This is a genomic window from Micromonospora sp. NPDC049359 (genome assembly GCF_044466585.1).
Lineage (GTDB): Bacteria > Actinomycetota > Actinomycetes > Mycobacteriales > Micromonosporaceae > Micromonospora.
The window spans coordinates 221,490-246,158 of sequence record NZ_JBITMW010000011.1 but is presented as its reverse complement, the minus strand read 5'-3'; the positions used below and the strand labels follow the sequence as shown (position 1 = coordinate 246,158).

Below are 24,669 nucleotides of genomic sequence, written 5' to 3'. Positions count from 1 at the left end.
CGCCCCCAGGCGGAAGAAGGACCTCGAACAAGCGGGTCGGATGGACGATCATGATGGCAACCGGCCAACTCCGTCGCCATTCACGTTAGCGGAGTCGACGGCCCGCCAGATTGCGGGGTGCCGATCCCACCCGTCACTGGCGTGCTCCAGTTGCGCAGCGGTAGCGATGAGCCGCGCGTCGTCGCCGTACCGGCCGGTGAGCAGCACCCCGACGGGCAGCCCGTCGGTGGTCGTGGTGCCCAGGGGCAGGGAGACCGAGGGGGCGCCGGTGACGTTGAAGATGGCGCAGTAGGGCGAGAAGCGGCGCTGCCGGTCGAAATCGGCCGCCGGATCGCCGTCGGCGGTGAACCAGCCGACGGGCGCCTGCGGGGCGGCCAGGGTGGGGCAGAGCAGGAGGTCGCAGTCGGCGGTTCGGGCCGCGCCGAGGCGTACCTGCGCCTGTAGTTCGCCGAGGGTCGCGGACAGTGTCCCCGCGGACACCTCGGCGCCCCGGGCGCGGAGCAGCCGGGTCAGCGGCAGCAGCTCCGACTCGCGGTGCGCCGGGACTGGGGCGAGCGCCAGGACGTACCAGATGATCTCGAACAGCGGCCACACCGCCGGCGTGAGCGGCGGCGGCACCTCGACCACCTCGTGGCCGGCGGCGGCGAGCAGCGCGGCGGCGGAGTCGACGGCCGCGACGCAGTCGGGGTGCACCGGCTCGTCGGCGAGCATCGGCGTGGTGAACCGGCCGATCCGCAGGCGGCCGGGCTCGGCCCGACGGGCGGCGGCCAGGTATCCGCCGGGCGGCGCGGGCGGCGACAGGTACGGCTCGCCGGGCACCGGGACGGCCATGACGTCGAGCAGCGCGGCGATGTCGGCCACCGTCCGCCCGATCGGCCCGCTGGTGGGCAGACCGAACGCGCCGGAGCCGAGCGGCCCGCCGGAGACCAGGCCACGGCTGGGCTTGTAGCCGACCAGGCCGCAGAGTGACGCCGGGATGCGCAGCGAGCCGCCGCCGTCGGAACCCTGGGCCACCGGCACGAGGCCGGCCGCGACCGCCGCCGCCGCGCCGCCACTGGAACCACCGGCGGTGTACGCCAACTGCCACGGATTGCGGGCCGGTGGCGCGACGCGGCCCTCCGAGTAGAGCGAGCAGCCCAGCTCCGAGGTGGTCGTCTTACCGAGACTGACGAGGCCGGCGGCCTTGATGAACCGGACCACGTCGGCGTCGACCGGCGGGACGAAGTCGGCGAAGGCGGCCGAGCCGAAGGTGGTGCGTACCCCGGCGGTGAGGGTGAGGTCCTTGATGGCGGTCGGTACGCCGTGCAGCGGGCCGCGCGCCTCGATGGGCACCGCGTCGGCGGCGCGCGCGGCCTGCCGGGCGAGGTCCGGCGTGACGGTGACGAACGCGCCCACGGTGTCGCCGAGCGCCGCCACCCGGCGCAGGGAGTGCTCGACCAGCTCGACGCTGGACAACTCGCCGCGGGCGATGGCGGCGGCCTGTTCCAGCGCGGTCAGGTCGTGCGGCTCGGCCATTACGCCATCCTGCCGCCCGTCAGCACTTCGCGCAGCCGACACGCGCGGGCGACCATCGGACGCCCCACCGACGAATGGCGTGTCGAGCCGGCGGCGTGAGCCGTGCTCAGCCGTGCAGGAAGCGCAGGGCGTTGGTGGACCGGAGCTTGTCGCGCTGGGCATCGGTGAGGAAGTCGGCCGCGTCGACCACCGCGCCGACGGGCCGCTCCCCCAGCGGGTACGGGTAGTCGCTGCCGACCAGCACCCGGTCCTCCCCCAGCGTGTCGACCAGCAGCCGCAGCGCCGGCGGCGCGAAGACCACCGAGTCGACGCTGAACCGATCGACGTAGCTGCTCGGCGGGGCTGCGGACGCGCCCCGGACCAGGTCGCCACGGCGGTGCCAGGCGTTGTCGGCGCGGCCGAGCCAGAACGGGAAGCTGCCCCCGCCGTGCGCGAAGCAGATCCGCAGCGCCTCCGGCACCCGGTCGAAGACGCCGCCCAGGATCATCGCGAGCACCGACAGGTGCGTCTCGGCGGGCATCCCGGTGAGCCAGCGGGCCATCCAGCGGTCCAGCCGGGGGCTGCCCGGCATGTCCCAGGGGTGGACGAAGACCGGGGCGCCCACCTCGGCGCAGTGCTGCAGGAAGGTGACCACCCCGGCGTCGTCCAGGTCCCGGTCGCCCACGTGGTTGCCGATCTCCACGCCCACGTGCCCGGCGGCCAGGCTGCGGTCCAGCTCGGCGCAGGCGGCGTCCGGGTCCTGAAGGGGCACCTGACAGAACGGCACCAGCCGGTCGCCGCCGGCCGCGGTGACCTTCAGGGTCAGGTCGTTGAAGATCCGGGCGACCTTCACCGCCTGGTCGGCCGGGCGGTCGTAGCTGAAGAAGACCGGCGTCGGCGACACCACCTGCACGGCGACGCCATCGGCGTCCATGTCGGCGAGTCGGCGCGACGCGTCCCAGCACTCGGCGCCGATCGGGCGGAACTCCGTCTCCCCCACCATGATCATGGCGGCGCGCTCGGAGTCCACCCGCAACCACGGCCAGCCGGACCCGCCGCACGCCACGCCGAGGTCCGGCCACCCCTTCGGTACGACGTGCGTGTGCACGTCGACCACACCAGCGGGCATCAGCCCTTGCCCGGGTGCAGGGTGCCGCAGTTCGCGCAGGTACGCGCCGACTCGTCCGCGTAGAACGCCTGGAACACCGGCGGCAGGTCGGCCGCGATGTCGCGGACCTGCAACTCCACCTCGTGCACCTTGTGCCCGCACTCCGGGCAGTACCACTGGAACGTCTCCAGCGTGCCCTCCTCGCGGACCCGCTCCACGACCACACCGATCGAGCCGGCCTCCGGCCGCTGCGGCGAGTGCGGGGTGTTGCGCGGCAGCATCCACATCTGACCTTCGCGCACGTGCACCGTACGCGGCCCCTGCGGGGTCATCAGGTTGATGTGCATGTTGCCCTTGACCTGGTAGAAGAACTCCTCGTACGGGTCCACGTGAAAGTCGGTGCGCTGGTTGGGCCCGCCCACCACCATCACGATGAAGTCGTCCCCGCCGGGGAACATCTCCTTGTTGCCCACCGGCGGCTTCAACAGGTGCTGGTTGTCGGCGATCCAGCCCGGAAAGCTGAACGGCTCGGCGATCTCACTCACGACTGACCTCCCGAGGGAAGAAGGGCCACGGCCTGGATCTCGATGAGCAGGTGCGGGTGCGGCAACTGGTGCACCGCCACCGTCGTACGGGTCGGCCCGGACGCGTCGAAGAACTCCGCCCACACCTCGTTGTAGCCACCGAAGTCGTTCATGTTGACCAGGTACGACGTCACCTGGACGAGGTCGGTGAGGTCCGCGCCGACCGATCGCAGCAGATCCCGGACGTTCTCGATGACCGCCCGCGTCTGCACCCGGATATCGAGGCTCGTGGTGCCGAACTCGTCCACCTCGACACCGGCGAAGCTGTTGTCCGGCCGCCGGGACGACGTACCGGAGACGAAGACGAACCCACGGGCGACCTTGACGTGCGGAAAGGCCCCCCGCGGAACGGCCTTGCCGGCGACGACGACCCCGCTCACGACGACGCCCGCAGAGACGCGGTGCCGAGCTTCTCGACGACCGCGCGGACGTGCGCGCCCGGGCGCAGCGGGACGGCGGCGGTGGCCGCGCCGGCCAGGAACACCCAGCCCGACTCCAGTCGCACCCCGTGCCGGCCCGCCAGTCGGATGCCCTCGTCGAGCGCGCGGCGCGGATCGCCGAGGATCGCCGCCGTCGAGCCGACCTGGGCCACCCGGCCGTCGACCTCCAGCAGCACGCCCAGGTTGTCCAGGCCGGCCGGCACCGGGGACCACGGGCCGATCACGAACGCGGCGGCCGAGGTGTTGTCCGCGATGACGTCCGGCAACGAGAAGCGGAAGTCCGCGTACCGGGAGTCGATCAGCTCGATGGCCGGAGCGACCGCGCGCACCGCCGTGGCGAAGTCGCCGACCGGCTCCCCCGGCTCGGGCAGCCGGTCCAGCAGGAACGCCACCTCCGGTTCGACCCGGGGATGGATGTACGCGGTCGGGTCGACCGCGCCGCCGTCGGGCACCCGCATCGCGTCGGTGAGCCGTCCCCAGATCACCTCGTCCACGCCGACCTGGGCCATCTTCGCCTTGCTGGTGAGCCCCATCTTCAGCCCGACCAGCCGCTCGCCGGCGTCGATCCGGCGCTGCGCGAGCGCGGCCTGCACGGCGTACGCGGCGTCCACGTCGAGGCCGGTCTCGGCGGCGAGCTGCGGGATCGGGGTGGCGGTGGTCGCTGCCGCGCCCAACTTCTCGGCGATCCCGGCGATGTCAAGTCCGATCATGATTGCTGCTCCTTGCCGGCCAGGTCGAGTGCCACGTCGACGATCATGTCCTCCTGGCCGCCGACCATCCGACGCCGGCCCAACTCGACCAGGATCGAGCGCACGTCCACGCCGTACTTCGCCGAGGCCCGCTCGGCGTGCCGCAGGAAGCTGGAGTAGACCCCGGCGTACCCGAGGGAGAGCGTCTCCCGGTCCACCTGCACGGGCCGGTCCTGCAACGGGCGGACGATGTCGTCGGCGGCGTCCATCAACGCGAACACGTCACAGCCGTGCTTCCAGCCGTGCAGTTCGGCGACCGCGACGAAGACCTCCAGCGGCGCGTTGCCGGCGCCCGCGCCCATCCCGGCCAGGGAGGCGTCGACGCGGACGGTCCGACCCGACGGCGACCCGAGTGGACCGTCACCGAGGATCCGGCCGTGCTCCACGGCGAGCACGCTGTTCGCCACCCCGAGGGACAGGTTGTGGTGCGCGTGGATGCCGATCTGCGTCTCCGGGTCGAGGACCTGCCGGTACGCGTCGACCCGCTGCGCCACGTCGGACATCAGCAGCCGACCGCCGGAGTCGGTGACGTAGACGCAGTGCGCCCCGTACGACTCCATGAGTTTGGCCTGCCCGGCCAGCCCGGCCGGATCGTTCATGTGCGACATCATCAGGAACCCGGCCACGTCCATGCCGTTCTCCCGGGCCCAGGAGATGTGCTGGGCGGAGATGTCCGCCTCGGTGCAGTGGGTGGCGATCCGGACGCTCGTCACCCCGAGCGCCTGGGCGGCCTTCAGGTCGGCGATGGTGCCGATGCCGGGCAGCAGCAGGGTGGTCAGCTTCGCGGTGGTCAGCACCTCGGCGGCCGCGGAGATCCACTCGGCGTCGCTGGCCGCGCCGTGGCCGTAGTTGACGCTGGACCCGGCGAGCCCGTCGCCGTGCGCGACCTCGATGGCGGCCACCCCGGCGGCGTCCAGCGCGGCGGCGATCGTGCGCACCTGCTCGACGGTGTAGCGGTGGGCGATGGCGTGCATGCCGTCGCGCAGGGTCACGTCCTGGATGTACAGGTCGGTCATGCCACCGCTCCCGTCGCGCGCAGGGCCACCAGCCGCTCGGCGGTCCGCAGCGCGGCCGACGTCATGATGTCCAGGTTCCCGGCGTACCCCGGGAGGTAGTGGCCCGCGCCGGAAACCTCCAGGAAGACCGACACCTGCAGGGCGGTGAGCTGTCGTCCGAGCGACGGCAGGTACGCCCGCACCCGGTCGAACTGCACGTCCTGCTTGAGCCGGTAGCCGGGGACGTACTCCTGCACCGTCGCCACCATGTCGCTGATCGAGGCGGCGATGGCGGCGCGGTCGGCGTCCGCGTCCGGGCAGAGGCAGTAGACGGTGTCCCGCATCAGCAGCGGCGGGTCCGCCGGGTTCAGCACGATGATGGCCTTGCCCCGCTCGGCGCCGCCGACCACCTCGATGGCTCGCGCCGTGGTCTCGGTGAACTCGTCGATGTTGGCGCGGGTGCCCGGCCCCGCGGACTTCGAGGCGATCGACGCGACGATCTCGCCGTACGCCACCGGGGTGACCCGACCGACGGCGGCGACGATCGGCACGGTCGCCTGGCCGCCGCAGGTCACCATGTTGACGTTCGGCTCGTGCAGGTGCTCGTCGAGGTTGACCGGCGGCACCACGTACGGGCCGATCGCGGCCGGGGTCAGGTCGACCACCGTGCGGCCGTGCGACCGCAGCACCTCGTCGTGGCGGCGGTGCGCGCCGGCCGAGGTGGCGTCGAAGACCAGTTCGACGTCGGCGAACTCGGGCAGCGCGACGAGGCCGTCCACGCCGTCGGCGGTGGTGGCGACGCCGAGGCGGCGGGCCCGCGCCAGGCCGTCGGAGGCCGGGTCGATGCCCGCCATCGCCACCATCCGCAGCTCGCTACTGAGCCGAAGAACCTTGATCATCAGGTCGGTGCCGATGTTTCCCGATCCCAGCACCGCCACTCCGGTGGTCATGCGGCAGCCTCCTTGCTGAAGCAGGTGCGTACCGAGCCGAGCCCGGAAATCCGGGCCTCGTACGCGGCCCCGGGGGTGACCGGGACCATCGGGCCGAGCGCCCCGGAGAGCACCACGTCCCCGGCCCGCAGCGGGTCACCGGCCCGAGCGAGGGTGGTGGCCAGCCAGTGCAGGGCGTGCAGCGGGTTGCCCAGGCAGGCCGCGCCCGCGCCCACCGAAACCGGCTCACCGGCGTGCTCCAGCACCATCCCGCACAGTCGCAGGTCGACGTCGGCGAGCCGCCGGGGCGTGGTGCCCAGCACGAACAGCCCGCTGGAGGCGTTGTCGGCGATCGTGTCCACGATGGAGATGTCCCAGCCGGCGACCCGCGAGTCGACGATCTCGATGGCCGGCAGCAGGTGGTCGACCGCGCGGATCAGGTCGACCGTGGTGATCCGCTCCTCGGTGAGGTCGCCGCCCAGCACGAACGCGATCTCCGCCTCGACCCGTGGCTGGAGCAGCCGGTCGATGGGCACCTCGACCCCGTCGCCGACGGCCATCTCGTCGGTCAGCATCCCGAAGTCGGGCTGGAACACCCCGAAGGTCTCCTGCACCGCCCGGGACGTCAGCCCGATCTTCGCGCCGACGCGGCGCTCGCCCCGGCCCTGCCAGGCCCGCGTCTGGAGCTGCTGCACGCGGTACGCGGACTCGACGTCCCCCTCCGGCAGCAACCGGCCGCGCAGCGGCGGGCACGGCTTGCCGGTGCTGCGCGCCTCGGCCAGTTCCCGGTTGGCGGCCTCGATGTCGGCTTCCACGTTCACTCCCTCGGTCACGACAGGTCCACGCAGACGTTTGTGAGTTCGGAGTAGAAGTCCAGCGAGTGCACGCCGCCCTCGCGGCCGATGCCGGACGCCTTCACCCCGCCGAACGGGGTTCGCAGATCCCGCAGGAACCAGGTGTTGACCCAGACAATGCCGGCGTCCAGCCGCGCCCCGGCCCGGTGCGCCACACCGACGTCCCGGGTCCACACCGTCGCCGCCAGGCCGTAGTCGGTACCGTTGGCCAGGGCGTACGCCTCGTCCTCGGTGTCGAACGGCGCGACGTGCACCACCGGGCCGAAGATCTCCTCCCGGTTGGTGCGGGCGCGGGCGTCGAGGCCGGCGAGCACCGTGGGCTGCACGTACGAGCCGCCGTCCCGGGCGTCGCCGAAGGTGGGCGTACCGCCGCCGGTCAGCACCTCGGCGCCCTCGGACCGGGCCAGGTCGTACGCGCCGAGCACCTTGGCCCGGTGCTGCGGGGAGATGAGCGGCATGGTGGCCGTGGCCTCGTCGGTCGGCCAGCCGTACGCCAGCTCGCCGGCCCGCTTCGCCAGCCGGGCGGTGAACTCCTCGAAGACCGGCCGCTGCACGTAGATGCGTTCGGTGCAGAGGCACACCTGACCGCCGTTGGTGAAGCTGGACCGCACCGACCCGGCGATCGCCGCGTCCAGGTCGGCGTCGGCGAAGACCAGGCCGGCGTTCTTGCCCCCCAGCTCGAAGCTGACCGCCTTCACCCCGTCGGCGGCGGCCCGCATGATCGCGCCGCCGGTGGCCGACTCGCCCGTGAAGGTGATCGCGTCCACGCCCGGGTGGCGGGTCAGGAACTCCCCCGCCGAGTCCGGACCGAAGCCGTGCACGAGGTTGAACACACCCTCGGGTACGCCGGCAGCGGCCATCACCTCGGCCAGCACCGTCGCCGAGGCGGGTGTCTCCTCACTGGGCTTGACCACCACGGCGTTGCCGCAGGCGAGCGCCGGGGCGACCTTCCAGGTGAGCAGCAGCAGCGGCAGGTTCCAGGGCACGATGACCGCGACCACGCCGACCGGCTTGCGGACCGCGTAGTTGAGGGCCCGGCCACCGGTCGGGGTGACCGTGGTGAACGACTCGGTGGGCGCGGTCGCCACGATCTCGGCGAACGCCCGGAAGTTCGCCGCGCCGCGCGGGATGTCCAGCGTACGGGCCTGGGCGATGGACTTGCCGGTGTCGGCGACCTCGGCGGTGACCAGGTCGTCGAAGCGGCGTTCCAGCTCGTCGGCGACCCGCCGGAGCACCTCGGCACGCTCGCGCTCGCCCATCCGGCCCCACGGCCCGCGCAGGGCCGCGCGGGCGGCGGCGACCGCGTCGTCCACGGTGGACCGCGACGCCTCGGCCACCTCGAAGACCGGCTCGCCGGTCACCGGGCTGACCTTGGTGAACGTCGACCCCGCGTCGACGAACTCGCCGCCCACGAAGTTGCGCAGCCGTGGCAGCCCGGCCGGCGCGTGGCCGGTCATCAACGTCGGGTCCCAGAGGTTCGTCACGCGCGCCTCCCTCGGTTGAGCACCGCCGTGGTCGCGCCGGCCAGCAGCAGCGCCGCCCCACCGGCGACCGCGCCGAGCACCCGGTGCTGCCGGCGGACCCGGCGGCGCACCTCGGCGTACGGGGTGGTGGAGAAGGACACCAGCTCGTACTGCGAAACGTACCGGCCGGGCAGGGCCCGTTCCAGCGCGTGCTCCACCCGCCGTCGTGCCTGGAAGACCGGGGACGCGACCTTGTCCCGCATCTCCACGAAGTTGGTCAACGCCATCTGCGCGATGGCCTCGGCGTTCTCCTGCCGGCGGCGCTGGAACAACGGCAGCGCCGCCGTCCACTCGTCCGCGCACTCGTCGAGGCAGCGGTCCAGCTCGACGACGTCCTCGAAGGCGCAGTTCGCGCCCTGGCCGTAGAACGGCACGATGGCGTGCGCGGCGTCGCCGATCAGGCCGACCGTCCCGTTGACCTGCCAGGGCGTGCTGCGGACCGTGCCGAGCACACCCACCGGGTTGTGCTGGTAGTCGTCCACCAGAGCCGGGGCCAGGGGTACCACGTCCGGGTACCGCTCGGCGAAGTGCGCCCGGATCGCGGCCGGATTGTCCAGGGCGGCAAAACTGCCGGCGCCCTCGTTGGGCCAGAACAGCGTGCAGGTGAACGAGCGGTCCGGGTTCGGCAGCGCGATCATCATCGACGTGCCGCGCGGCCAGATGTGCAGGGCGTCCGGATCGAGGGCGAAGTCCCCGCCCAGCGGCGGGATCGTCAGCTCCTTGTAGCCGTAGTCGAGGAAGTCCACGCTCTCGCTCAGCGACCCGTGCGCCAGGAGCTGCCCGCGTACGGCGGAGCCCGCGCCGTCCGCGCCCAGCACCACGGACGCCTGGGCGGCGACCGGGCCCTTCGGGGTGTCGAAGCTCAACGAGCCGTCGGTCGGGTCGAGTCCGACGAGACGGTGGTCGAAGACGACCCGTACCCCGGGCAGCGCGGTCGCGGCGTCCAGCAGGGCGTTGTTCAGCGCGCCCCGGCTGATCGAGTTGATCGCCCGGTCGCCGGCCGCGCTGTACGACTGGAACTGCGGCTCCCCCTCGACCGGGTGGATCATCCGGCCGCGCATCGGCAGGGCGTCGGCCATCACCTGTTCGGCCAGGCCGATCCGGCGCAGCGCGTCCAGCCCGCGCTCGGAGAGCGCCAGGTTGATCGAACGCCCGCGCTCGGCCGTGCCGGTGCGCGGGTCCGGCCGCCGCTCGTACAGGGCCACCGGGTAACCCCGCCGGGCCAGGAAGCAGGCGGCCAGGCACCCGGCCAGGCCGGCTCCGATGATCGCGACCTCGTCCCGCCGGGCGGTCATGGGTTCACCCGTCCCACCGTGGCCTCCAGTGCGGCGGCGGCCCGCCAACAGTCGAGGTACGTCGAGTAGAGCGGCACCGGGGCGAAACGGACCACGTCCGGCTCCCGGGCGTCGGCGATGACGCCGTGTTCGTACCGTAGGCGTTTGGTCAGCTCGGCGGCGTTGCCGGCGCCGATGCGGACCGAGAGCTGGCAGCCCCGGCGGGCCTCCTCGCGCGGGGTGACCACCCGCAGCGGTCGGTCGGCGGTGACCTCGTCGAGCAGCGACTCCAGCCAGCCGGTGAGGCGCAGGCTGCGGGCGCGCAGCGCCGGCATGCCGACCGCGTCGAACAGCTCCAGCGAGGTACGCACCGGACCCATCGCGAAGATCGGCGGGTTGGAGATCTGCCACGCCTCCACGGTGGACGGTGGGCGGGACACCGGCGTCATCTCGAACCGGGTGGCCGCCGCGGTGCTCCACCAGCCCTCGAAGCGCGGCAGGTCCGCATCGCCGAGGTGCCGCTCGTGCACGAAGACGCCGGCCAACGCCCCGGGACCGGAGTTCAGGTACTTGTACGAGCACCAGGCCGCGAAGTCGACATCCCAGTCGTGCAGCGCGAGGGGCACGTTACCGACCGCGTGGGCGAGATCCCAGCCGACCACCGCGCCGGCCGCGCGGCCAGCGGCCGTGATCGCCGGGATGTCCAGCAGCTCACCGGTCAGGTAGTTGACGCCGCCGAGCAGCACCAACGCCACCCGGTCGCCCTCGGCGGCCAGGTAGTCGGCGATGTCCTCGGTGCGCAGCGCGTCCTCGCCGGGGCGGGGGCGCAGCCGGACCACCGTGTCGTCCGGGTCCAGGCCGTGGAACCGGGCCTGGCTGCGCACCGCGTAGCTGTCCGAGGGGAAGGCGCTGTCCTCGATGACGATGCGGGTACGCGCGCCGGCCGGGCGGTAGAAGCTGACCATCAGCAGGTGCAGGTTGACGGTGAGCGAGTTCATCACCACGGCCTCCGCGGGCCGGGCGCCGACCAGTCGCGCGGCCGGGCCGGTCAACAGCTCGTGGTACGGCAACCAGGCGCGCTCGGCCTCCAGGTGCCCCTCGACGCCGAGCCGCCCCCAGGCGTCCAGGTCGGCGAGGAGCTCGTCGCGGGTGGCCCGGGGCTGCAGACCGAGCGAGTTGCCGGCCAGGTACGCCGATTCGGGGTGGAGACCGCCGTCGGCGGGCGGCACGTGGAAGAGGTGCCGGTGACCCGGGTCGGCCTCGTCGAGGCGGTGCGCCTCGTCAACAGGAATGTGCATGTCTCGCTCTCCGGTCACATCGCGGTGCGGGCCGACCACAGCTCCGGGAAGACCACCCGGGCCATGCTCCGTTGCAGCCACGCCAGGCCGGCGGAACCGCCGCTGCCGACCTTCGCGCCCATCGTCCGCTGCACCGCCTTGACGTGGTTCCAGCGCCAGTCGCCGAACTCCTCGGCGACACCGCTGAGCGCCTCGCCGAGCAGCCGCAGGTGATTGTCGGGGCCGTTGTCGGCGTAGATCCGCACCCAGGCGGCCTCGACCTGCGGCTGCGGGTCGTGTTCGACCGCCACGTCGCGGTCCAACAACTCGGTTGGGATGTCGAATCCACGCCGGGCCAACAGCGCGACGACATCGTCCCAGAGGCTCGGGGCGGCCATCGCCGCGCTGAGCGCGGCGTGCACCTCGGCCTGCCGACGGAACGGGCGGATCAGCGCCGGGTCGCGCAGCCCGAGCAGGAACTCGAGGTGCCGGTACATCGCGGACTGGAAGCCGCTGCCCTCGCCGAGCAGGTTGCGGAACCGGTTGAAGTCGGCCGGGGTCATCCAGCGCAGGCCCTGCCAGGCGGCGTTCAACCCCTCCAGGTGCAGGGTGGCCCGGCGCAGCGGGGCCAGCGCGTCCCAGATCTGGTCGGCGCGCACCAGGCGCTGGGTCTCGCGCAGTTCGTGGCAGGTCAGTCCGAAGTACAGCTCCATGATCTGGCTGACCATGAGGAACGACATCTCGCCGGGGTCGTCGCTGAGAGGTTGCTGCAACTGGTGCAGCGCGCTGGCCCGCACGTACGCGTCGTACGGCACCAGGTCGGCGAACTCGAGAGTCGGCTCACCGCCGTTGCGTGCGGCGCGGGCCGCCCGTTGTCGCGGGGTCACCGGTCGCACCGTGGCGACGCGGTTCGAGGCCCGCCGCTCCGTCGATTCCACCAGTCGTCTCCCTTCCCCGAACTACCGACGTCATGATCTCGCGGTGGGATCGGCGTACGGAATGCCGGATCAACGGCACTTGCCGTCCTGACCTGGCGAACGGAAGGCAGCTGGGCGAATCCGGTTCACGAAAGTAAGGTGCGAGCGTGGACGACATGGACTGGGCGCTGCTGCGCGAGTTGCAGGCCGACGCCCGGCTCTCCTTCAGCGAGTTGTCCCGCCGGGTGCACCTGTCCCCACCGGCGGTCGCCGAGCGGGTCCGCCGGCTCGAGGAGACCGGCGTGATCACCGGCTACCACGCCCACGTCGACCTGACCCGGGCCGGTCGTACGGTGGTCGCCCTGATCCGGATGTCCTGTTACGGGGCGCGCTGCATCCTGCACGACCCCGAGGTGTCCAACTGGCCGGAGATCCTGGAGATCCACCGGATCACCGGTGACGCGTGCAGCATGCTCAAGGTGGCCGCCGGATCGATCGGGGACTTCGAGGCCGTCATCGACCGCCTGGCCCCGTACGGCCAACCATCGAGCACCATGGTCCTGTCCTCCCCCCTACCCTGGCACCCCATAACCCCCCACCCCTAACCCCCCGCCCCCTCCCCACCCCCACCCCCCCATTCGCGATCTTGCACTTTCTGTCGTCGAAATACGAGGAATGCCCGGGTATGCGGCGACAGAAAGTGCAAGATCGCGGGACTCTCGGCGCAGTCCCGGGTCGATCATGGAGTTGCGGTGGGTAGATGGTGATCAGATGCACCTTTTGCGGGGCACCACAACTCCATGATCGACGCGCGGGAGGGGGCGGGGCGGGGCGCGGGGGTGTGGGGCGGGGCGGGGGGTGGGGGTGAGGTGGGTTTGCCTTTGGGGTGGGGGGAAAGCAGCGCGCGTGCCCAGGGGAGGGTTCCGGCGGTCGTCGCCGGTTGGGGGGAAATCATGCAGGGTCTTCGCACGATCAACCGCGCGCTCTCGTCCGCTCTGACACTGGTCGGACTCATCGGGGCGTTCGTCCTGCTGTCGGTCGCGCCGGCCCACGCGGGCGAGAACACCTTCGTCGAAGTGACACCGAACAGCGTCCCGGCGGGCAGCCGGGTCACGATCCGCGCGAGCTGCGACAACAACAACGATCGGCAGGCGAACGTACGCTCCGACGCGTTCGGGCACGTCATGCTCAGGCCGGACAACGGCTTCCTCAAGGGGGAGGTCACCGTTCCGGGCAACAAGGAGCCCGGTGACTACCAGGTCGACCTGCGCTGCCAGAACAACCAGACCGCGCAGACGATGCTGACCGTGCTCAACATGGCCTCGCCCAGCAAGGGGCCGGCGACCGGGGGCGGCGGGACCGCCGGCGGCCGGGGAACCGGCTCGGTCCTGGTCCTCGGCGGCGTGGCACTGGTGGCCGCCGCGGTCGCGCTCGGCATGATGGGCGGCCGGCGTCGGCCCGGAGCCGGCTCCTGACCCGGAGCTGCCATGACCCGCAGATCCGCGCGTACGCGGCCGGATGGCCCTGCCCGCTCCGCGCGGTCGGACCGTACGGCCCGCGTCCGGGCCGCGAGGACGCTGCGCGCCGCCGGCCGGCTGGTGGCCCGGGCCTCGGGCCGGCTGCGGCGGGTCGCCGGGCAGGCGGTCTCCGCCAGTGTCGCCACCACCGACCCGGACGCGCGGCCGCTGCCGCCGCGCCGTCCCGGCGGGTCACCGTTGGCCCGGCGTCGGCTGGGCGGTACCGGTCCGGGGGTGCCGGTCCTGGTCATCGCCACGCTGATGGTGCTGATCGTGGCGATGCTCGGCGTCGAACGGGTGACCGGGGTGAGTCTGCTGCCGGACCGGATCAGCGCGGGCCTGCGGCCTCCGCCGAAGAAGTTCCCGGTGCTGCCGGCCAGCCCACCGACCGCCCTCGCCATCGACACGATCGACCTGCGGGCGCCGCTGCACGACGTGGGCATCGCCCCGGACGGCACCATCGCCGTGCCCGACGTGGCCCGCGCGCAGGAGGCCGGCTGGTACGACCAGGGCCCCACCCCGGGGCAGTACGGGCCGGCGGTGATCGTCGGGCACGTGGACACGACCACCGGGCCGGCCGTCTTCCACCGGCTACGGGAACTGCGCTCCGGCGACCGGGTCGACATCACCCGCGCCGACGGGCGGGTGGCGGTCTTCGAGGTGGATTCGGTGGAGCGGTTCAGCAAGGAACGGCTACCGGTGGACGAGGTGTACGGCGACTTCAGCCGTCCCAGCCTGCGACTGATCACCTGCGGCGGCCGGTGGGTGGGCGGTGAGACCGGCTACTCGGACAACCTGGTGGTCTTCGCCTCGCTGGTCGAGGCACGTGGCGGGTGACCTCCCGCGCCGTCGTCGAGGTACGCGGCGAGCCGGGCGGCCCCGGTGAGCATGGCCCGGCCGCGCTCCGTGAGTCGTCCGCGCCACTGGGTCAGCGACGCGGCCAGTGGTTCGGCGCCGCCGGCGTCCCGTACGCGACGCAGCACGTCGGCGATGTGGCTCAGCCGGTACCCGCCCCGGCGCAGCAGGTGCGCGAGTTCGGCGTCCCGGACGTCGTCGGGCGAGTAGACGCGGTGGCGGGTGGCCCGGTCGCGCTCCGGTCGCAGGATTCCGGCCGACTCCCACTTGCGCAGCGTCGCCGGTCGTACGCCGAGCCGGTGCGCGAGCACGCTGATCGGTACGGCCCGCCGGGTCTGCGGCGCGGGCTTCGTGGCGGTGAGCGTGCCGACCGCCACCTCGACCGCGTCCAGGGTCTCCCGGTCGCGTCGCAGCAGGCCGTGGCCGTCATCGATCGCCCGCAACGCGGTGTCGAGCTCGCCCCGGTTGACGGCGCGCATGATGTCACCGCCGGCCGCGTGACCGTGGCCCGCGACGAGGGCGAGGTAGGCGTCAAGTGCCCGGGCGTGCGTCTCGGTGAACCGACGGTACCCGCTGACGGTGCGCTCGGCCGGCGGCAGCACACCGTCGCGTTCGTAGTTGCGGACGGCCTGCGCCGACAGCCCGTGCCGCCGGGCGAGGTCGACCGGCCGGCGTACCCCTGGGTTTGAGGGTTTTGGGGTGACCACCGTGCTCTCCTGCTCTGAAGTCTCAACCGCTGGTTCAACGATACGGTCGATGCAATGACCACTGTTCTCGACCTGCTCGCCGGCTCACCGACCCTGCTCGCGATCGGCGAGCCGACGCACGGTGAATCCGCCTTCCTCCAGATCCGCAACGACACCTTCCTGACGCTGGCCGAGCACGGTTACCGCTCCATCGCCCTGGAGAGCGACCGGGCCGCCGGGCTGCTCGCCGACGAGTTCGTGGACGGCGGGCCCGTGCCGCTCGACCGCGCGCTCGCCGAGGGGTTCAGTCACGGCTTCGGCGCCGCCCCGGCCAACCGTGACCTGCTGCTGCGGATGCGGGAGTGGAACGCCGGACGACCCGCCGCGCAGCGCCTGCGGTTCCACGGTTTCGACGCGCCGCTGGAGATCGAGGGCGCCCCGAGCCCGCGCCGGCACCTGACGTTCGTCTGCGACTTTCTCGGCCTGGACCGGTCGGCGGAGATCGACGACCTGGTCGGGGACGAGGCCCGGTGGAGCGACACGGCCGCGGTGTGGGAGCCGGGCCGGTCCGTCGGACGCTCGACGGACGCCCACCGGCTGCGGGTCCTCGCCGACGACCTGCTGACCGAGCTGTTTCTCCAGGCGCACCGCCGGCCCGCGGGCTGGCGGGAGGCCCACGTGCACGCCATGTCCGCGGTCGCGTTGCTGCGGTACCACGCCGCCGCGGCGACCGACCTCGCGCCGGAGGAACGGTTCGCGCGCCTGGCCGGGGTCCGGGACGCGCTGATGGCCGAGAACCTGCTCGCGATCCGGGCGGTCGAGGCCGACCGGGGACCGACGCTGGTCTTCGCGCACAACACGCACCTGCGACGCCATCCGGCCACCATGACGATCGGTGGCGCGACGGTGTCGTGGGCCGGCGCTGGCGCGATCGTCGGAGCGCTGCTGGGCGAGCGGTACGCGGTGGTGGTCGGCGCCCTCGGCGCGAGCCCCGCGCTCGGCATCGACGCGCCCGCCGCGTCGACCTACGAGGGTCGGCTCCAGCGTCTGGGCGACCTCCCCGGGTACGTCCCGACGGCCGACATCGAGCCGGCCGAGCGCAGGACGCACGACTACCGCTACTTCCCGCTGGACCAGGCGACCATCGACAACGCCGAGGCGGTGCTGCATATCCCGACCGGCGTCGACGCGGCCGTGCTCGCCGAGCGGATCGGCGCGCTGCCCGGCGTCGAACAGGTGGTGGCGGGCGCGGAGAACGGATCACCGGAGGCCGCGTGGGGCGATCGCTTCTTCCACGTCGGGCCGGACCGCCGCCAACCGTTCGCCACCATCGTCGAGCACGACGTGCCCGGCTTCGACGAGGCCGGGCAGCTCGACCGCCCCGGCGTCTTCCGCCTCAACCTGGAGCTGGGCCGGGCCGAGTTCGAAAAGGCGTTCGGCTTCGCGCCGGCTGCCTTCGAGGAGCACCGGGAGGACTTCGACTACGCCCGGCTGGACACTCTCACGCCGCACCCGGGCTACGCGCTGTACGGCTTCGCCAGCATCGTGATGCCGGGTCCGCAGATGCTGCCCGAGGTCGACCGGCTTCTCGCCATCGCGCACCGGCGGGCGGTCGACCGGCACGAGCGCGCGACGCGCCGGGCCGCCGGCCAGCAGGACTGAGCCCGACGCCGGCCTGCCGTCCTGCACGGCGGGGCCCGCGGGTGCAGCCGGGCCCGCACGGGTACGGGTCAGGCCGCTGCTTCGGGCTCGCGCAGGTCGAGCCAGTCGGCCCAGCGCGGGTCCGGAGCGCGGTGCCCGAGGACCCGCCACGCGGTGCCCTTCGGCGCGGCCGGCAGGGCGTGCAGCCGCCAACCCAGCTCGGCCGGAGTCTTGTCGCCCTTGGTGTGGTTGCACCGCGCGCACGCGGCGACCACGTTCTCCCATGCGTGCCGGCCGCCCCGGCTGCGCGGGAAGACGTGGTCGATGGTCTCGGCCGGGCCCCGGCAGTAGGCGCACCGCCAACCGTCCCGGGCGAAGATCGCCCGGCGGGACAGCCCGACGTGGGTGCGGTAGGGCACCCGGACGAAGCGGGTCAGCCGCACGACCGATGGCACCGGCAGCGCGTCCCGGGCGCTGTGCAGGATGCCGTCGCCGTCGGCGACGCAGACGGCCTTGGAGGAGAGGACGAGGATCGCGGCGCGACGCACCGACACGACACACAGCGGCTCGTAGGTGGCGTTGAGAACCAGCGCGCCGGAGCCCACCGCGGGTCGTATGTCAGGCATCGCGATCACCCTCCCGGTTCAGCGGCTGCTGCGAACCTGCCGCCGACCGGAGTTGGGCACGAGGGCCCGCACCGTCGACGCCCGTTCGATCACCGACGTCCGTTGCGCCAATAGTCCCTGATCGGACCCCGGATTGCACGTACTAATCCGGGGTCGGATGTGAAGCTCTTTTCCGCACCTGTCACGATGGCCGGTTCGCCCCGGTCCGACCCGGCGCTCCGGCGCATCTCACCCGGCTGGTGGGTCGGCGGCGACCGGTCCGAGGTGTTGCGGTACGAAGACAGGGTGAGTGCCGCCAGCGTGACGCCCCTTGCCCTGCCCGACGTCGTGTCGGTGAACTGTCAGGGCAGCACCTCCTGCGAATGGATCTACGGGATCACCCGCTCGGCGTGGTTCGCCGAGGGCAGCTACTGGATCCTGCTCAAGCCACTGCGGGTCCTGCTGATCCTGGCGCTGGCGATGGTGGCGCGCTGGGCGCTGCACCGGACGATCAACCGGCTGGTCCGGACGACCACCGACGGCGCGGTGCCGACGATGCTGCGGCCGCTGCGCGAGCGGGTGCCGACCGCGGCGGTCGACCCGACCGAGTTCGTGCCGGAGCGGCGGCGGCAGCGGGCCGAGGCGATCGGCTCGGTGCTGCGCAGCCTGACCACGGCGTTCGTCTTCGGCATCGCGCTGTTGATGATCCTGCGCGAGTTCAGCTTCGACCTGGCGCCGCTGCTGGCCAGCGCCGGCATCGCCGGCGTCGCGCTGGGCTTCGGCGCGCAGAGCCTGGTCAAGGACCTGATCGCCGGCCTCTTCATGCTCATTGAGGACCAGTACGGCGTGGGCGACAACGTCGACCTCGGCGAGGCGTCGGGCGTCGTGGAGTCGGTCGGGCTGCGCGTCACCACGGTCCGGGACGGACGTGGCGTGCTGTGGTACATCCGCAACGGCGAGATCATCCGGGTCGGCAACAAGAGCCAGGGCTGGGCGCTGGTGGTGGTGGACCTGCCGATCGGCTTCAGCGGCACGGAGGAGGCCAACGCGGTGCTGCGGACGGCCGCCGCGTCGGTGGCGGTGGACCCGGACCTGTCGCCGGAGATCGTGGAGGCGCCGGAGGTGCTGGGCGTCGAGCAGATGACGGTGGAGGGCGCCGTGATCCGAACGGTGGTCAAGACGACTGCCGACGGCCAGTTCGCGGTGGGCCGGGAACTGCGGCGCAGGTTGGCGGAGGCGCTGGAGAACTCGGGCATCACCGCGCAGATCGCCGCTGCCCGCAGCTATCCCGGCGTGCCGAGCCGGCCCTTGCCGGACGGTGAGACCGGTCAGGGCGGCGCCACCTGACCCGGTGAGAATGGCCGGCAATCCAGGGGTCGCGGTCCAGCCGGCCCCTGGAGTATCGTCCGTTCGTTCAGTCGGGGATGCGACGAACGATCCGTTCACCCTAGCTAGTCGTCGGACGATCGGGCAGAATCCCGAAGCACGCGTTCCCGCTGGAGCGCGGTCACATCCTCGCTGATCCGACAGATCTGACGAGTGTTCCCGGCCCGGCGGCCACAAGCAGCCGTGCCCGGGGGCCGATGGAGGCGACGGTGCCCGACGAGCGACCTTCCGCGGAAGGTCCGGCCACTTTTCGCGAAGTGTTTGCCCAACGTGAGTTCCGGGCTGTCTTCACCGCCGGGTCGCTGTCCTGGGTCGGTGACTACGTCGCCAGGGCCGCCGTGACCCTCCTCGTCTACCAGCAGACCAGGTCCGTCGCGCTCTCCGCCGCCGCGTTCGCGGTGAGCTACCTGCCGTGGCTGCTCGGTGGTCCGCTGCTCGCCGCGCTGGCCGAGCGGCACCCGTACCGGCGGGTGATGGTGGCGTGTGACGTCATCCGGATGGTGCTGATGGTGCTCATCGCCCTCCCTGGTCTGCCGGTCCCGGTGGTGCTGGTGCTCCTCTTCACCACCACGCTGGCCAACCCGCCCAGCCAGGCGGCGAAGTCGGCGCTGATGCCGCAGATCCTCACCGGAGACCGCCTGGTGGTCGGACTGTCGCTGAACGGCAGTATCGGGCAGGCCGCACAGGTCGTCGGGTACCTGTTCGGCGCCGCCGTCGCCTCGATCGACCCGACCGTCGCGCTGCTGTTCAACGCCGCGACCTTCGGCGTCTCGGCGCTGCTGCTGCGCTTCGGCGTCCGGAATCACGCCGCCGCGATAGCCACCGCCCACCGGGGCCACCTGCTGCGGGAGACCGCCGAGGGCTTCGGGATCGTCTTCCGTACGCCGGTGTTGCGGGCCATCGCGGTGCTGGTGTTCAGCGCGATGCTCTTCTCGATCGTCCCGGAAGGGCTGGCCGCCGCCTGGGCCAACGACGATGCCAGGAGCGGCATGGCCGCCGGTACCGCGCAGGCCGTCATCATGGTCGCCAGTCCGGTGGGCTTCATCCTCGGCGGGCTGCTGGTGAGCCGGTTGTGCGGCCCGGCCCGCCGGTTGGCCATGATGCGCCCGCTCGCGGTGCTCGCCCCGCTGGCGCTGGTGCCCGCGCTCTTCGATCCGCCACCGCTGGTGGTGGCGCTGCTGGCCGCCCTGTGCGGATTCGCGGTCGCCGGCATGCTCCCGATGGCCAACGGGCTGTTCGTCCGGGCCCTGCCGGCCGGGTTCCGGGCTCGCGCGTTCGGCGTGATGGCCACCGGTGTGCAGGTCATCCAGGGGATCGCCGTGCTGGTTACCGGGTTGCTCGCCGAACGGTTCCCCATCCCGGTGGTGGTCGGCCTCTGGAGCGCCGCCGGAGTGCTGCTGATGACTGTCGCCACCCTGCGCTGGCCGAGCCGGCAGACGATGGAGGAGGCGGTGGCGGCAGCCACGGCCGCCAACGTCGCGCAGGCCCGCGCGGCGGGCGACGTCGCCGTCAGCGGGACGACGGGGCTCACCGACCCCCGGGCAGCCGGAGGCCACCGTCGGCACGCGGTCACGTGATCCACGGGGTGAGCCGACGCACGGCCTCCGGGTCGGGTCCACGGCCGACGCACCTGGCAGGATGGAATGGTGAACCCCGCAGGTGAATCCGACCGTCCCGACGCGTCGATGACGCTCTTCGAAGCGGTCGGCGGCGAACCCACCTTCCGCCGGCTGGTGGACGAGTTCTACGTCGGCGTCGCCAGCGATCCGCTGCTGCGACCCATGTACCCGGAGGAGGACCTGGGCCCGGCGGCCGACCGGTTGACCCTGTTCCTGATGCAGTACTGGGGTGGGCCGAACACGTACTCCGCGCAGCGCGGTCACCCACGGCTGCGGATGCGGCACGCCCCGTTCCGGATCGGGGTGGCCGAGCGGGACGCCTGGCTGCGGCACATGCGCCAGGCGGTGGACCGGCTCGACCTGGAACCGCAGCTCGCCGTCGCCCTCTGGGACTACCTGGAGCGGGCCGCGTACTTCATGGTCAACGCCATGGAGGACCCGGCCGAGCGCGCCTGACGGCGCGCGCACCGGGCACCCGGGCCGCGGCCCGTCTCAGAGCAGCGCGCCCTCGTCGTGCAGCCAGTCCACGAAGCTGGTGGCCACGGCCGCGCCGCAGTCGAGCATCTCGACCAGCAGCGCGTCGTGCGTACCGGCGCCGAGGGGGACCTGCAGCTCGGCGTAGATCGGTAGCTGGCCGCGCTCGGTCGGATCACCGATGTACGCCTTGCAGAAGCGGCGGGTGTGGTTCCACTCGTTGACCACCCGGTAGGCCCGGTCGGCCCAGTCGGGCGGGACCGTGGCGTGCGGGCGGGCCCGCATCACCAGGATCTCGTCCTCCGGACCCTCAAGGGTCACCAGCACGGCGTGGCGCTCCCACATGGCCAGCAGGTTGCCGTCACCGTCGGCCAGGTAACGCACGTCGAGCAGGTCGAGTGCGTCACAGACCCGGCGCAGGCTCACCGGCTCGATGCTGGCCGCCATTTCGGCCAGTACGGGTCGGTCGCTGCCCGGGCAGTCGTCCCCCGGCTGGCGAGGACTCGGCGGCCCGACCCGGACCGCGCTCTCCACTGTGATCCCGCTTCGGGTTTCCGGATCACCGCCGTCGGCGGGACCGGGGCGCCATGACCACCACGGCATCGCTCGTCGCACCTCACTCCCCAGCGGATCCAGCCGCCTACGGTGCGTTGGATCCGAGGATGGACGGTACCCGGACAGCCGGGTTGAAGCACCCCCCCAACGACCGCACCGGCCCAGAAGAATGAATGGGGGTCATCCGTTCGGACGAGTAGTGAGCGGAGTCACGGCGAGATCGGTGGCCTTCTGCAACCAGGCCGCTCCGTACGGTCCCACCAGGCCCACCCAACGGCCGGCGACCCTTACCCGCACCGCGGCGCGCGCCGCAGGGACGGCCGGCTCGTCGACCGCGCCGAGGAAGCCCATCCGGACCAGTCCCTGCACCAGTCGCTGCGGCACCTCGACCGGCGGGCCCGGCGGATCGTCCGGCGTGACCACCACCGCCACGTGGTCGAGCAGCGCGTCGCGCAGGACCCGCTGACCCACCGCGCGGCCCGCCACCCCCTCGGCGCTCGCCGTACGCAGGGTGCCCGCCGCCGCGGCCGCGATCCGGCGCACCTCGACGCCGGGCAGCACCTCGACCGGCTCGCTGCGCGCCGGCGGCAGGGGCCAGCGCCACTGCGCGTCCCGGCGCTCCGGCAACGCGGTACCGCCGCGTCCCAGCTCGGCCAGCAGGTCGGCCGCGCCCACGGTGACGTCCCCGGCGGCGTCGCCGGCCACCGTGGAGGCGACCAGCACCTGCCACGGCAGCCGGGCCCACAGGACGACCCGCCCGGAAGCGCCGGCCGGCCGCAGCCGCACCGGCGCCGCCGGGTCCAGCCGGACCAGCCGGGCCAGGAAGGCGCCCGCGTCGGCCACGCCGGCCAGGCCGTGGCTGGACGCCGACGACGCCACCCGTTCCGGCCGCGTCACGATCCGCCGCCCTGCGGGGCGTACGTCAGCAGGAAGTCCCGCTCCTCGACGGTGATCCGCCGGGGCACCTGACGCGTCAGGTCGAACGGCACCAGCACCGAGCGGGCGCGACTGGCCAGCACCTCACCGTCGTACAGCTCGTAGGCGACGGTGAACCGGGACGCCCTGATCTCCTCCACCCACAGCTCGATGCGGACCGTGGGCGCGGACTCCGCGGTGGCCCGTCCGAGCGCGTAGTCGACCGGGCGCAGGTAGTCGACCTCGTGCCGGCGGATCACCACCCCGTCGGCGAACGAGCCCACTCCCCAGGCCCGGCCGCCGGCGAACATCAACGCCACCCGCGCCTCCTCGTACAGCGTGAGGAAGCGCGAGTTGTTGACGTGTCCGTACGCGTCCAGGTCGGACCAGCGCAGCGTGCAGTGGTAGACGAACCGGTCAGTCACGGGTCAGCTTGCGGTAGGTCACCCGGTGCGGTCGGGCGGCCTCCGCGCCGAGGCGGTCGATCTTGTTCTTCTCGTACGCCTCGAAGTTGCCCTCGAACCAGAACCACCTGGACGGGTCCTGGTCGTCGCCCTCCCAGGCCAGGATGTGCGTGGCGACCCGGTCCAGGAACATCCGGTCGTGGGAGATGACCACGGCGCAGCCGGGGAACTCCAGCAGGGCGTTCTCCAGGCTGGACAGCGTCTCCACGTCCAGGTCGTTCGTCGGCTCGTCGAGCAGGATGACGTTGCCGCCGATCTTGAGGGTCAGCGCCAGGTTGAGCCGGTTGCGCTCACCGCCGGAGAGCACCTTCGTCGGCTTCTGCTGATCCGGCCCCTTGAAGCCGAACGCCGCGATGTACGCCCGCGACGGCATCTCGACCTTGCCCACCATCAGGTAGTCCAGCCCGTCCGAGACGACCTCCCAGACGGTCTTGTCGCCGTTGAGGCCCTCGCGGTTCTGGTCGACGTACGACAGCGAGACCGTCTCGCCGACGCGCACCGAGCCGGCGGTCGGCTCCTCCAGCCCGACGATGGTCTTGAACAGCGTGGTCTTGCCGACGCCGTTGGGGCCGATGATGCCGACGATGCCGTTGCGCGGCAGCGAGAACGACAGGTTGTCGATCAGCAGCCGGTCACCGAAGCCCTTGCTGAGGTTCTGCGCCTCGATCACGGTGCTGCCCAGGCGCGGGCCCGGCGGGATCTGGATCTCTTCGAAGTCCAGCTTGCGGGTCTTCTCCGCCTCGGTGGCCATCTCGTCGTACCGGTCCAGGCGGGCCTTGGACTTGGTCTGCCGGGCCTTGGCGTTGGAGCGGACCCACTCCAACTCCTCGGTGAGGCGCTTCTTCATCTTGGCGTCGCGGCGGCCCTCGACGGCCAGCCGGGCGGCCTTCTTCTCCAGGTAGGTGGAGTAGTTGCCCTCGTACGGGTACGTCCGGCCACGGTCCAGCTCAAGGATCCAGTTGGCCACGTTGTCCAGGAAGTACCGGTCGTGCGTGATCGCCATGACGGTGCCGGCGTACTTCGCCAGGTGCTGCTCCAGCCAGGAGACGCTCTCCGCGTCCAGGTGGTTGGTGGGCTCGTCCAGCAGCAGCAGGTCGGGCGCCTCCAGCAGCAGCTTGCAGAGCGCGACCCGGCGGCGCTCACCACCGGAGAGCTGGGTCACGTCGGCGTCCGGCGGCGGGCAGCGCAGCGCGTCCATGGCCAGTTCGAGCTTGGAGTCGACGTCCCAGGCGTCGAGGTGATCAAGCTCTTCCTGGAGCTTGCCCATCTCCTCCATCAGCTCGTCGGAGTAGTCGGTCGCCATCTGCTCGGCGATCTTGTTGAACCGCTCCAGCTTGGCCTTGGTCTCGGCGACCGCCTCCTCGACGTTGCCGAGCACGGTCTTGGCCTCGTTGAGCGGGGGCTCCTGGGCGAGCATGCCGACGGTGTAGCCGGGCATGAGCCGGGCCTCGCCGTTGCTCGGCTTGTCCAGCCCTGCCATGATCTTGAGGAGGCTGGACTTACCGGCGCCGTTGGGGCCGAGCACACCGATCTTGGCCCCCGGCAGGAAGCTCAACGTGACGTTGTCGAGCACGACCTTGTCGCCGTGCGCCTTGCGCGCCTTTTCCAGGACGTAGATGTACTGGGCCACGGTGCGGGCTACCTCCGTCGGTTTGCTGTCGCCTGAGTGGGCGGCGCGGCGCGAGCTGAGACCTCCGCCCGCCGCCGCCGGCCGGGAGCCGGCCGCGCGCACGCCATCGTCAATCCTGACAGGTACGACGCGCTTCGCCCACATCACCCCGCCCCAGGAGTACGCCGGCGAGCGCGTC

Annotated in this window: 25 protein-coding genes; 7 read left to right on the top strand and 18 right to left on the bottom strand. The window is 72.3% G+C overall.

Annotated features, from left to right (window positions below):
• Nucleotides 1-48: 48 nt before the first annotated feature.
• From ACIBTX_RS24825 to ACIBTX_RS24770, 12 genes are all read right to left on the bottom strand, one after another.
• The gene (locus ACIBTX_RS24825; protein ID WP_357133568.1) at nucleotides 49-1,515 is read right to left on the bottom strand and encodes an amidase; all 1,467 of its coding nucleotides are present in this window, start codon (nucleotides 1,513-1,515) and stop codon (nucleotides 49-51) included.
• Between the two features lie 106 nt (nucleotides 1,516-1,621).
• Nucleotides 1,622-2,623, bottom strand: a complete 1,002-nt coding sequence (locus ACIBTX_RS24820; protein WP_396833067.1) for an amidohydrolase family protein — start codon at nucleotides 2,621-2,623, stop codon at nucleotides 1,622-1,624.
• Nucleotides 2,623-3,147: a 3-hydroxyanthranilate 3,4-dioxygenase gene (locus tag ACIBTX_RS24815; RefSeq protein WP_357133572.1), complete on the bottom strand. Its 525-nt coding sequence runs from the start codon at nucleotides 3,145-3,147 to the stop codon at nucleotides 2,623-2,625. Before ACIBTX_RS24815 ends, ACIBTX_RS24820 begins: the two co-directional genes overlap by 1 nt.
• Nucleotides 3,144-3,566 (bottom strand): RidA family protein, encoded by a 423-nt coding sequence (locus ACIBTX_RS24810; RefSeq protein ID WP_357133574.1) that lies wholly within the window; start codon nucleotides 3,564-3,566, stop codon nucleotides 3,144-3,146. The genes ACIBTX_RS24815 and ACIBTX_RS24810 overlap by 4 nt, the downstream gene beginning before the upstream one ends.
• Nucleotides 3,563-4,336: a 2-keto-4-pentenoate hydratase gene (locus ACIBTX_RS24805; protein ID WP_396833066.1), complete on the bottom strand. Its 774-nt coding sequence runs from the start codon at nucleotides 4,334-4,336 to the stop codon at nucleotides 3,563-3,565. Before ACIBTX_RS24805 ends, ACIBTX_RS24810 begins: the two co-directional genes overlap by 4 nt.
• Nucleotides 4,333-5,391: a 4-hydroxy-2-oxovalerate aldolase gene (gene dmpG / locus ACIBTX_RS24800; RefSeq protein ID WP_396833065.1), complete on the bottom strand. Its 1,059-nt coding sequence runs from the start codon at nucleotides 5,389-5,391 to the stop codon at nucleotides 4,333-4,335. The genes ACIBTX_RS24805 and dmpG overlap by 4 nt, the downstream gene beginning before the upstream one ends.
• Nucleotides 5,388-6,320 carry an acetaldehyde dehydrogenase (acetylating) gene (locus tag ACIBTX_RS24795; protein WP_396833064.1) on the bottom strand — a complete coding sequence of 311 codons (933 nt, stop codon included), beginning with the start codon at nucleotides 6,318-6,320 and terminating at the stop codon, nucleotides 5,388-5,390. The genes dmpG and ACIBTX_RS24795 overlap by 4 nt, the downstream gene beginning before the upstream one ends.
• Complete coding sequence (locus ACIBTX_RS24790) at nucleotides 6,317-7,114, bottom strand: fumarylacetoacetate hydrolase family protein (RefSeq protein ID WP_357133582.1); 798 nt, start codon at nucleotides 7,112-7,114, stop codon at nucleotides 6,317-6,319. Before ACIBTX_RS24790 ends, ACIBTX_RS24795 begins: the two co-directional genes overlap by 4 nt.
• A gap of 14 nt (nucleotides 7,115-7,128) precedes the next feature.
• Complete coding sequence (locus tag ACIBTX_RS24785; protein ID WP_396833079.1) at nucleotides 7,129-8,610, bottom strand: 2-hydroxymuconic semialdehyde dehydrogenase; 1,482 nt, start codon at nucleotides 8,608-8,610, stop codon at nucleotides 7,129-7,131.
• Nucleotides 8,611-8,633: 23 nt separating this feature from the next.
• Nucleotides 8,634-9,971: an FAD-dependent oxidoreductase gene (locus ACIBTX_RS24780; RefSeq protein ID WP_396833063.1), complete on the bottom strand. Its 1,338-nt coding sequence runs from the start codon at nucleotides 9,969-9,971 to the stop codon at nucleotides 8,634-8,636.
• Nucleotides 9,968-11,248, bottom strand: coding sequence for a kynureninase (kynU, locus tag ACIBTX_RS24775; protein ID WP_396833062.1), 1,281 nt, complete (start codon nucleotides 11,246-11,248; stop codon nucleotides 9,968-9,970). Before kynU ends, ACIBTX_RS24780 begins: the two co-directional genes overlap by 4 nt.
• A 14-nt stretch (nucleotides 11,249-11,262) precedes the next feature.
• Nucleotides 11,263-12,165, bottom strand: a complete 903-nt coding sequence (locus ACIBTX_RS24770; RefSeq protein WP_357133588.1) for a tryptophan 2,3-dioxygenase family protein — start codon at nucleotides 12,163-12,165, stop codon at nucleotides 11,263-11,265.
• 146 nt (nucleotides 12,166-12,311) lie between these two features.
• Between ACIBTX_RS24770 and ACIBTX_RS24765 the strand changes: the two genes are divergently transcribed.
• The 3 genes from ACIBTX_RS24765 to ACIBTX_RS24755 all read left to right on the top strand — a co-directional run bounded on the left by ACIBTX_RS24765 (nucleotide 12,312) and on the right by ACIBTX_RS24755 (nucleotide 14,498).
• Nucleotides 12,312-12,749, top strand: a complete 438-nt coding sequence (locus ACIBTX_RS24765) for an Lrp/AsnC family transcriptional regulator (protein ID WP_396833061.1) — start codon at nucleotides 12,312-12,314, stop codon at nucleotides 12,747-12,749.
• A 396-nt stretch (nucleotides 12,750-13,145) separates the two neighbouring features.
• On the top strand, nucleotides 13,146-13,619 hold the full coding sequence (locus tag ACIBTX_RS24760) for a hypothetical protein (RefSeq protein ID WP_357174817.1): 474 nt from the start codon (nucleotides 13,146-13,148) through the stop codon (nucleotides 13,617-13,619).
• Between the two features lie 102 nt (nucleotides 13,620-13,721).
• Nucleotides 13,722-14,498, top strand: coding sequence for a class F sortase (locus tag ACIBTX_RS24755; protein WP_396833078.1), 777 nt, complete (start codon nucleotides 13,722-13,724; stop codon nucleotides 14,496-14,498).
• On the opposite strand, the gene ACIBTX_RS24750 is transcribed toward ACIBTX_RS24755, so the two are convergent.
• Nucleotides 14,444-15,223, bottom strand: a complete 780-nt coding sequence (locus tag ACIBTX_RS24750) for a TioE family transcriptional regulator (protein WP_357133592.1) — start codon at nucleotides 15,221-15,223, stop codon at nucleotides 14,444-14,446. The two genes, ACIBTX_RS24755 and ACIBTX_RS24750, sit on opposite strands and share 55 nt — an antisense overlap.
• Before the next feature lie 54 nt (nucleotides 15,224-15,277).
• Between ACIBTX_RS24750 and ACIBTX_RS24745 the strand changes: the two genes are divergently transcribed.
• Nucleotides 15,278-16,864 (top strand): DUF6194 family protein, encoded by a 1,587-nt coding sequence (locus ACIBTX_RS24745; protein WP_357133594.1) that lies wholly within the window; start codon nucleotides 15,278-15,280, stop codon nucleotides 16,862-16,864.
• Between the two features lie 68 nt (nucleotides 16,865-16,932).
• Here the strand turns inward: ACIBTX_RS24745 and ACIBTX_RS24740 are convergent, their stop codons facing one another.
• Nucleotides 16,933-17,469 carry an HNH endonuclease gene (locus tag ACIBTX_RS24740; protein WP_357133596.1) on the bottom strand — a complete coding sequence of 179 codons (537 nt, stop codon included), beginning with the start codon at nucleotides 17,467-17,469 and terminating at the stop codon, nucleotides 16,933-16,935.
• A 267-nt stretch (nucleotides 17,470-17,736) separates the two neighbouring features.
• Here ACIBTX_RS24740 and ACIBTX_RS24735 point away from each other — a divergent pair, with 267 nt between their 5' ends.
• From ACIBTX_RS24735 to ACIBTX_RS24725, 3 genes are all read left to right on the top strand, one after another.
• Complete coding sequence (locus ACIBTX_RS24735; protein WP_396833077.1) at nucleotides 17,737-18,795, top strand: mechanosensitive ion channel family protein; 1,059 nt, start codon at nucleotides 17,737-17,739, stop codon at nucleotides 18,793-18,795.
• Nucleotides 18,796-19,031: 236 nt separating this feature from the next.
• Nucleotides 19,032-20,411, top strand: coding sequence for an MFS transporter (locus tag ACIBTX_RS24730; protein WP_357133600.1), 1,380 nt, complete (start codon nucleotides 19,032-19,034; stop codon nucleotides 20,409-20,411).
• 66 nt (nucleotides 20,412-20,477) lie between these two features.
• The gene (locus ACIBTX_RS24725) at nucleotides 20,478-20,909 is read left to right on the top strand and encodes a globin (RefSeq protein ID WP_357133602.1); all 432 of its coding nucleotides are present in this window, start codon (nucleotides 20,478-20,480) and stop codon (nucleotides 20,907-20,909) included.
• A gap of 36 nt (nucleotides 20,910-20,945) precedes the next feature.
• Here the strand turns inward: ACIBTX_RS24725 and ACIBTX_RS24720 are convergent, their stop codons facing one another.
• From ACIBTX_RS24720 to ettA, 4 genes are all read right to left on the bottom strand, one after another.
• The gene (locus tag ACIBTX_RS24720; RefSeq protein WP_357133604.1) at nucleotides 20,946-21,530 is read right to left on the bottom strand and encodes a YbjN domain-containing protein; all 585 of its coding nucleotides are present in this window, start codon (nucleotides 21,528-21,530) and stop codon (nucleotides 20,946-20,948) included.
• Nucleotides 21,531-21,662: 132 nt separating this feature from the next.
• Nucleotides 21,663-22,379, bottom strand: a complete 717-nt coding sequence (locus tag ACIBTX_RS24715) for a hypothetical protein (RefSeq protein WP_357133606.1) — start codon at nucleotides 22,377-22,379, stop codon at nucleotides 21,663-21,665.
• On the bottom strand, nucleotides 22,376-22,822 hold the full coding sequence (locus ACIBTX_RS24710; protein ID WP_357395260.1) for a thioesterase family protein: 447 nt from the start codon (nucleotides 22,820-22,822) through the stop codon (nucleotides 22,376-22,378). Before ACIBTX_RS24710 ends, ACIBTX_RS24715 begins: the two co-directional genes overlap by 4 nt.
• Nucleotides 22,815-24,491 (bottom strand): energy-dependent translational throttle protein EttA, encoded by a 1,677-nt coding sequence (gene ettA, locus ACIBTX_RS24705; protein WP_357133610.1) that lies wholly within the window; start codon nucleotides 24,489-24,491, stop codon nucleotides 22,815-22,817. Before ettA ends, ACIBTX_RS24710 begins: the two co-directional genes overlap by 8 nt.
• Nucleotides 24,492-24,669: the final 178 nt, after the last annotated feature.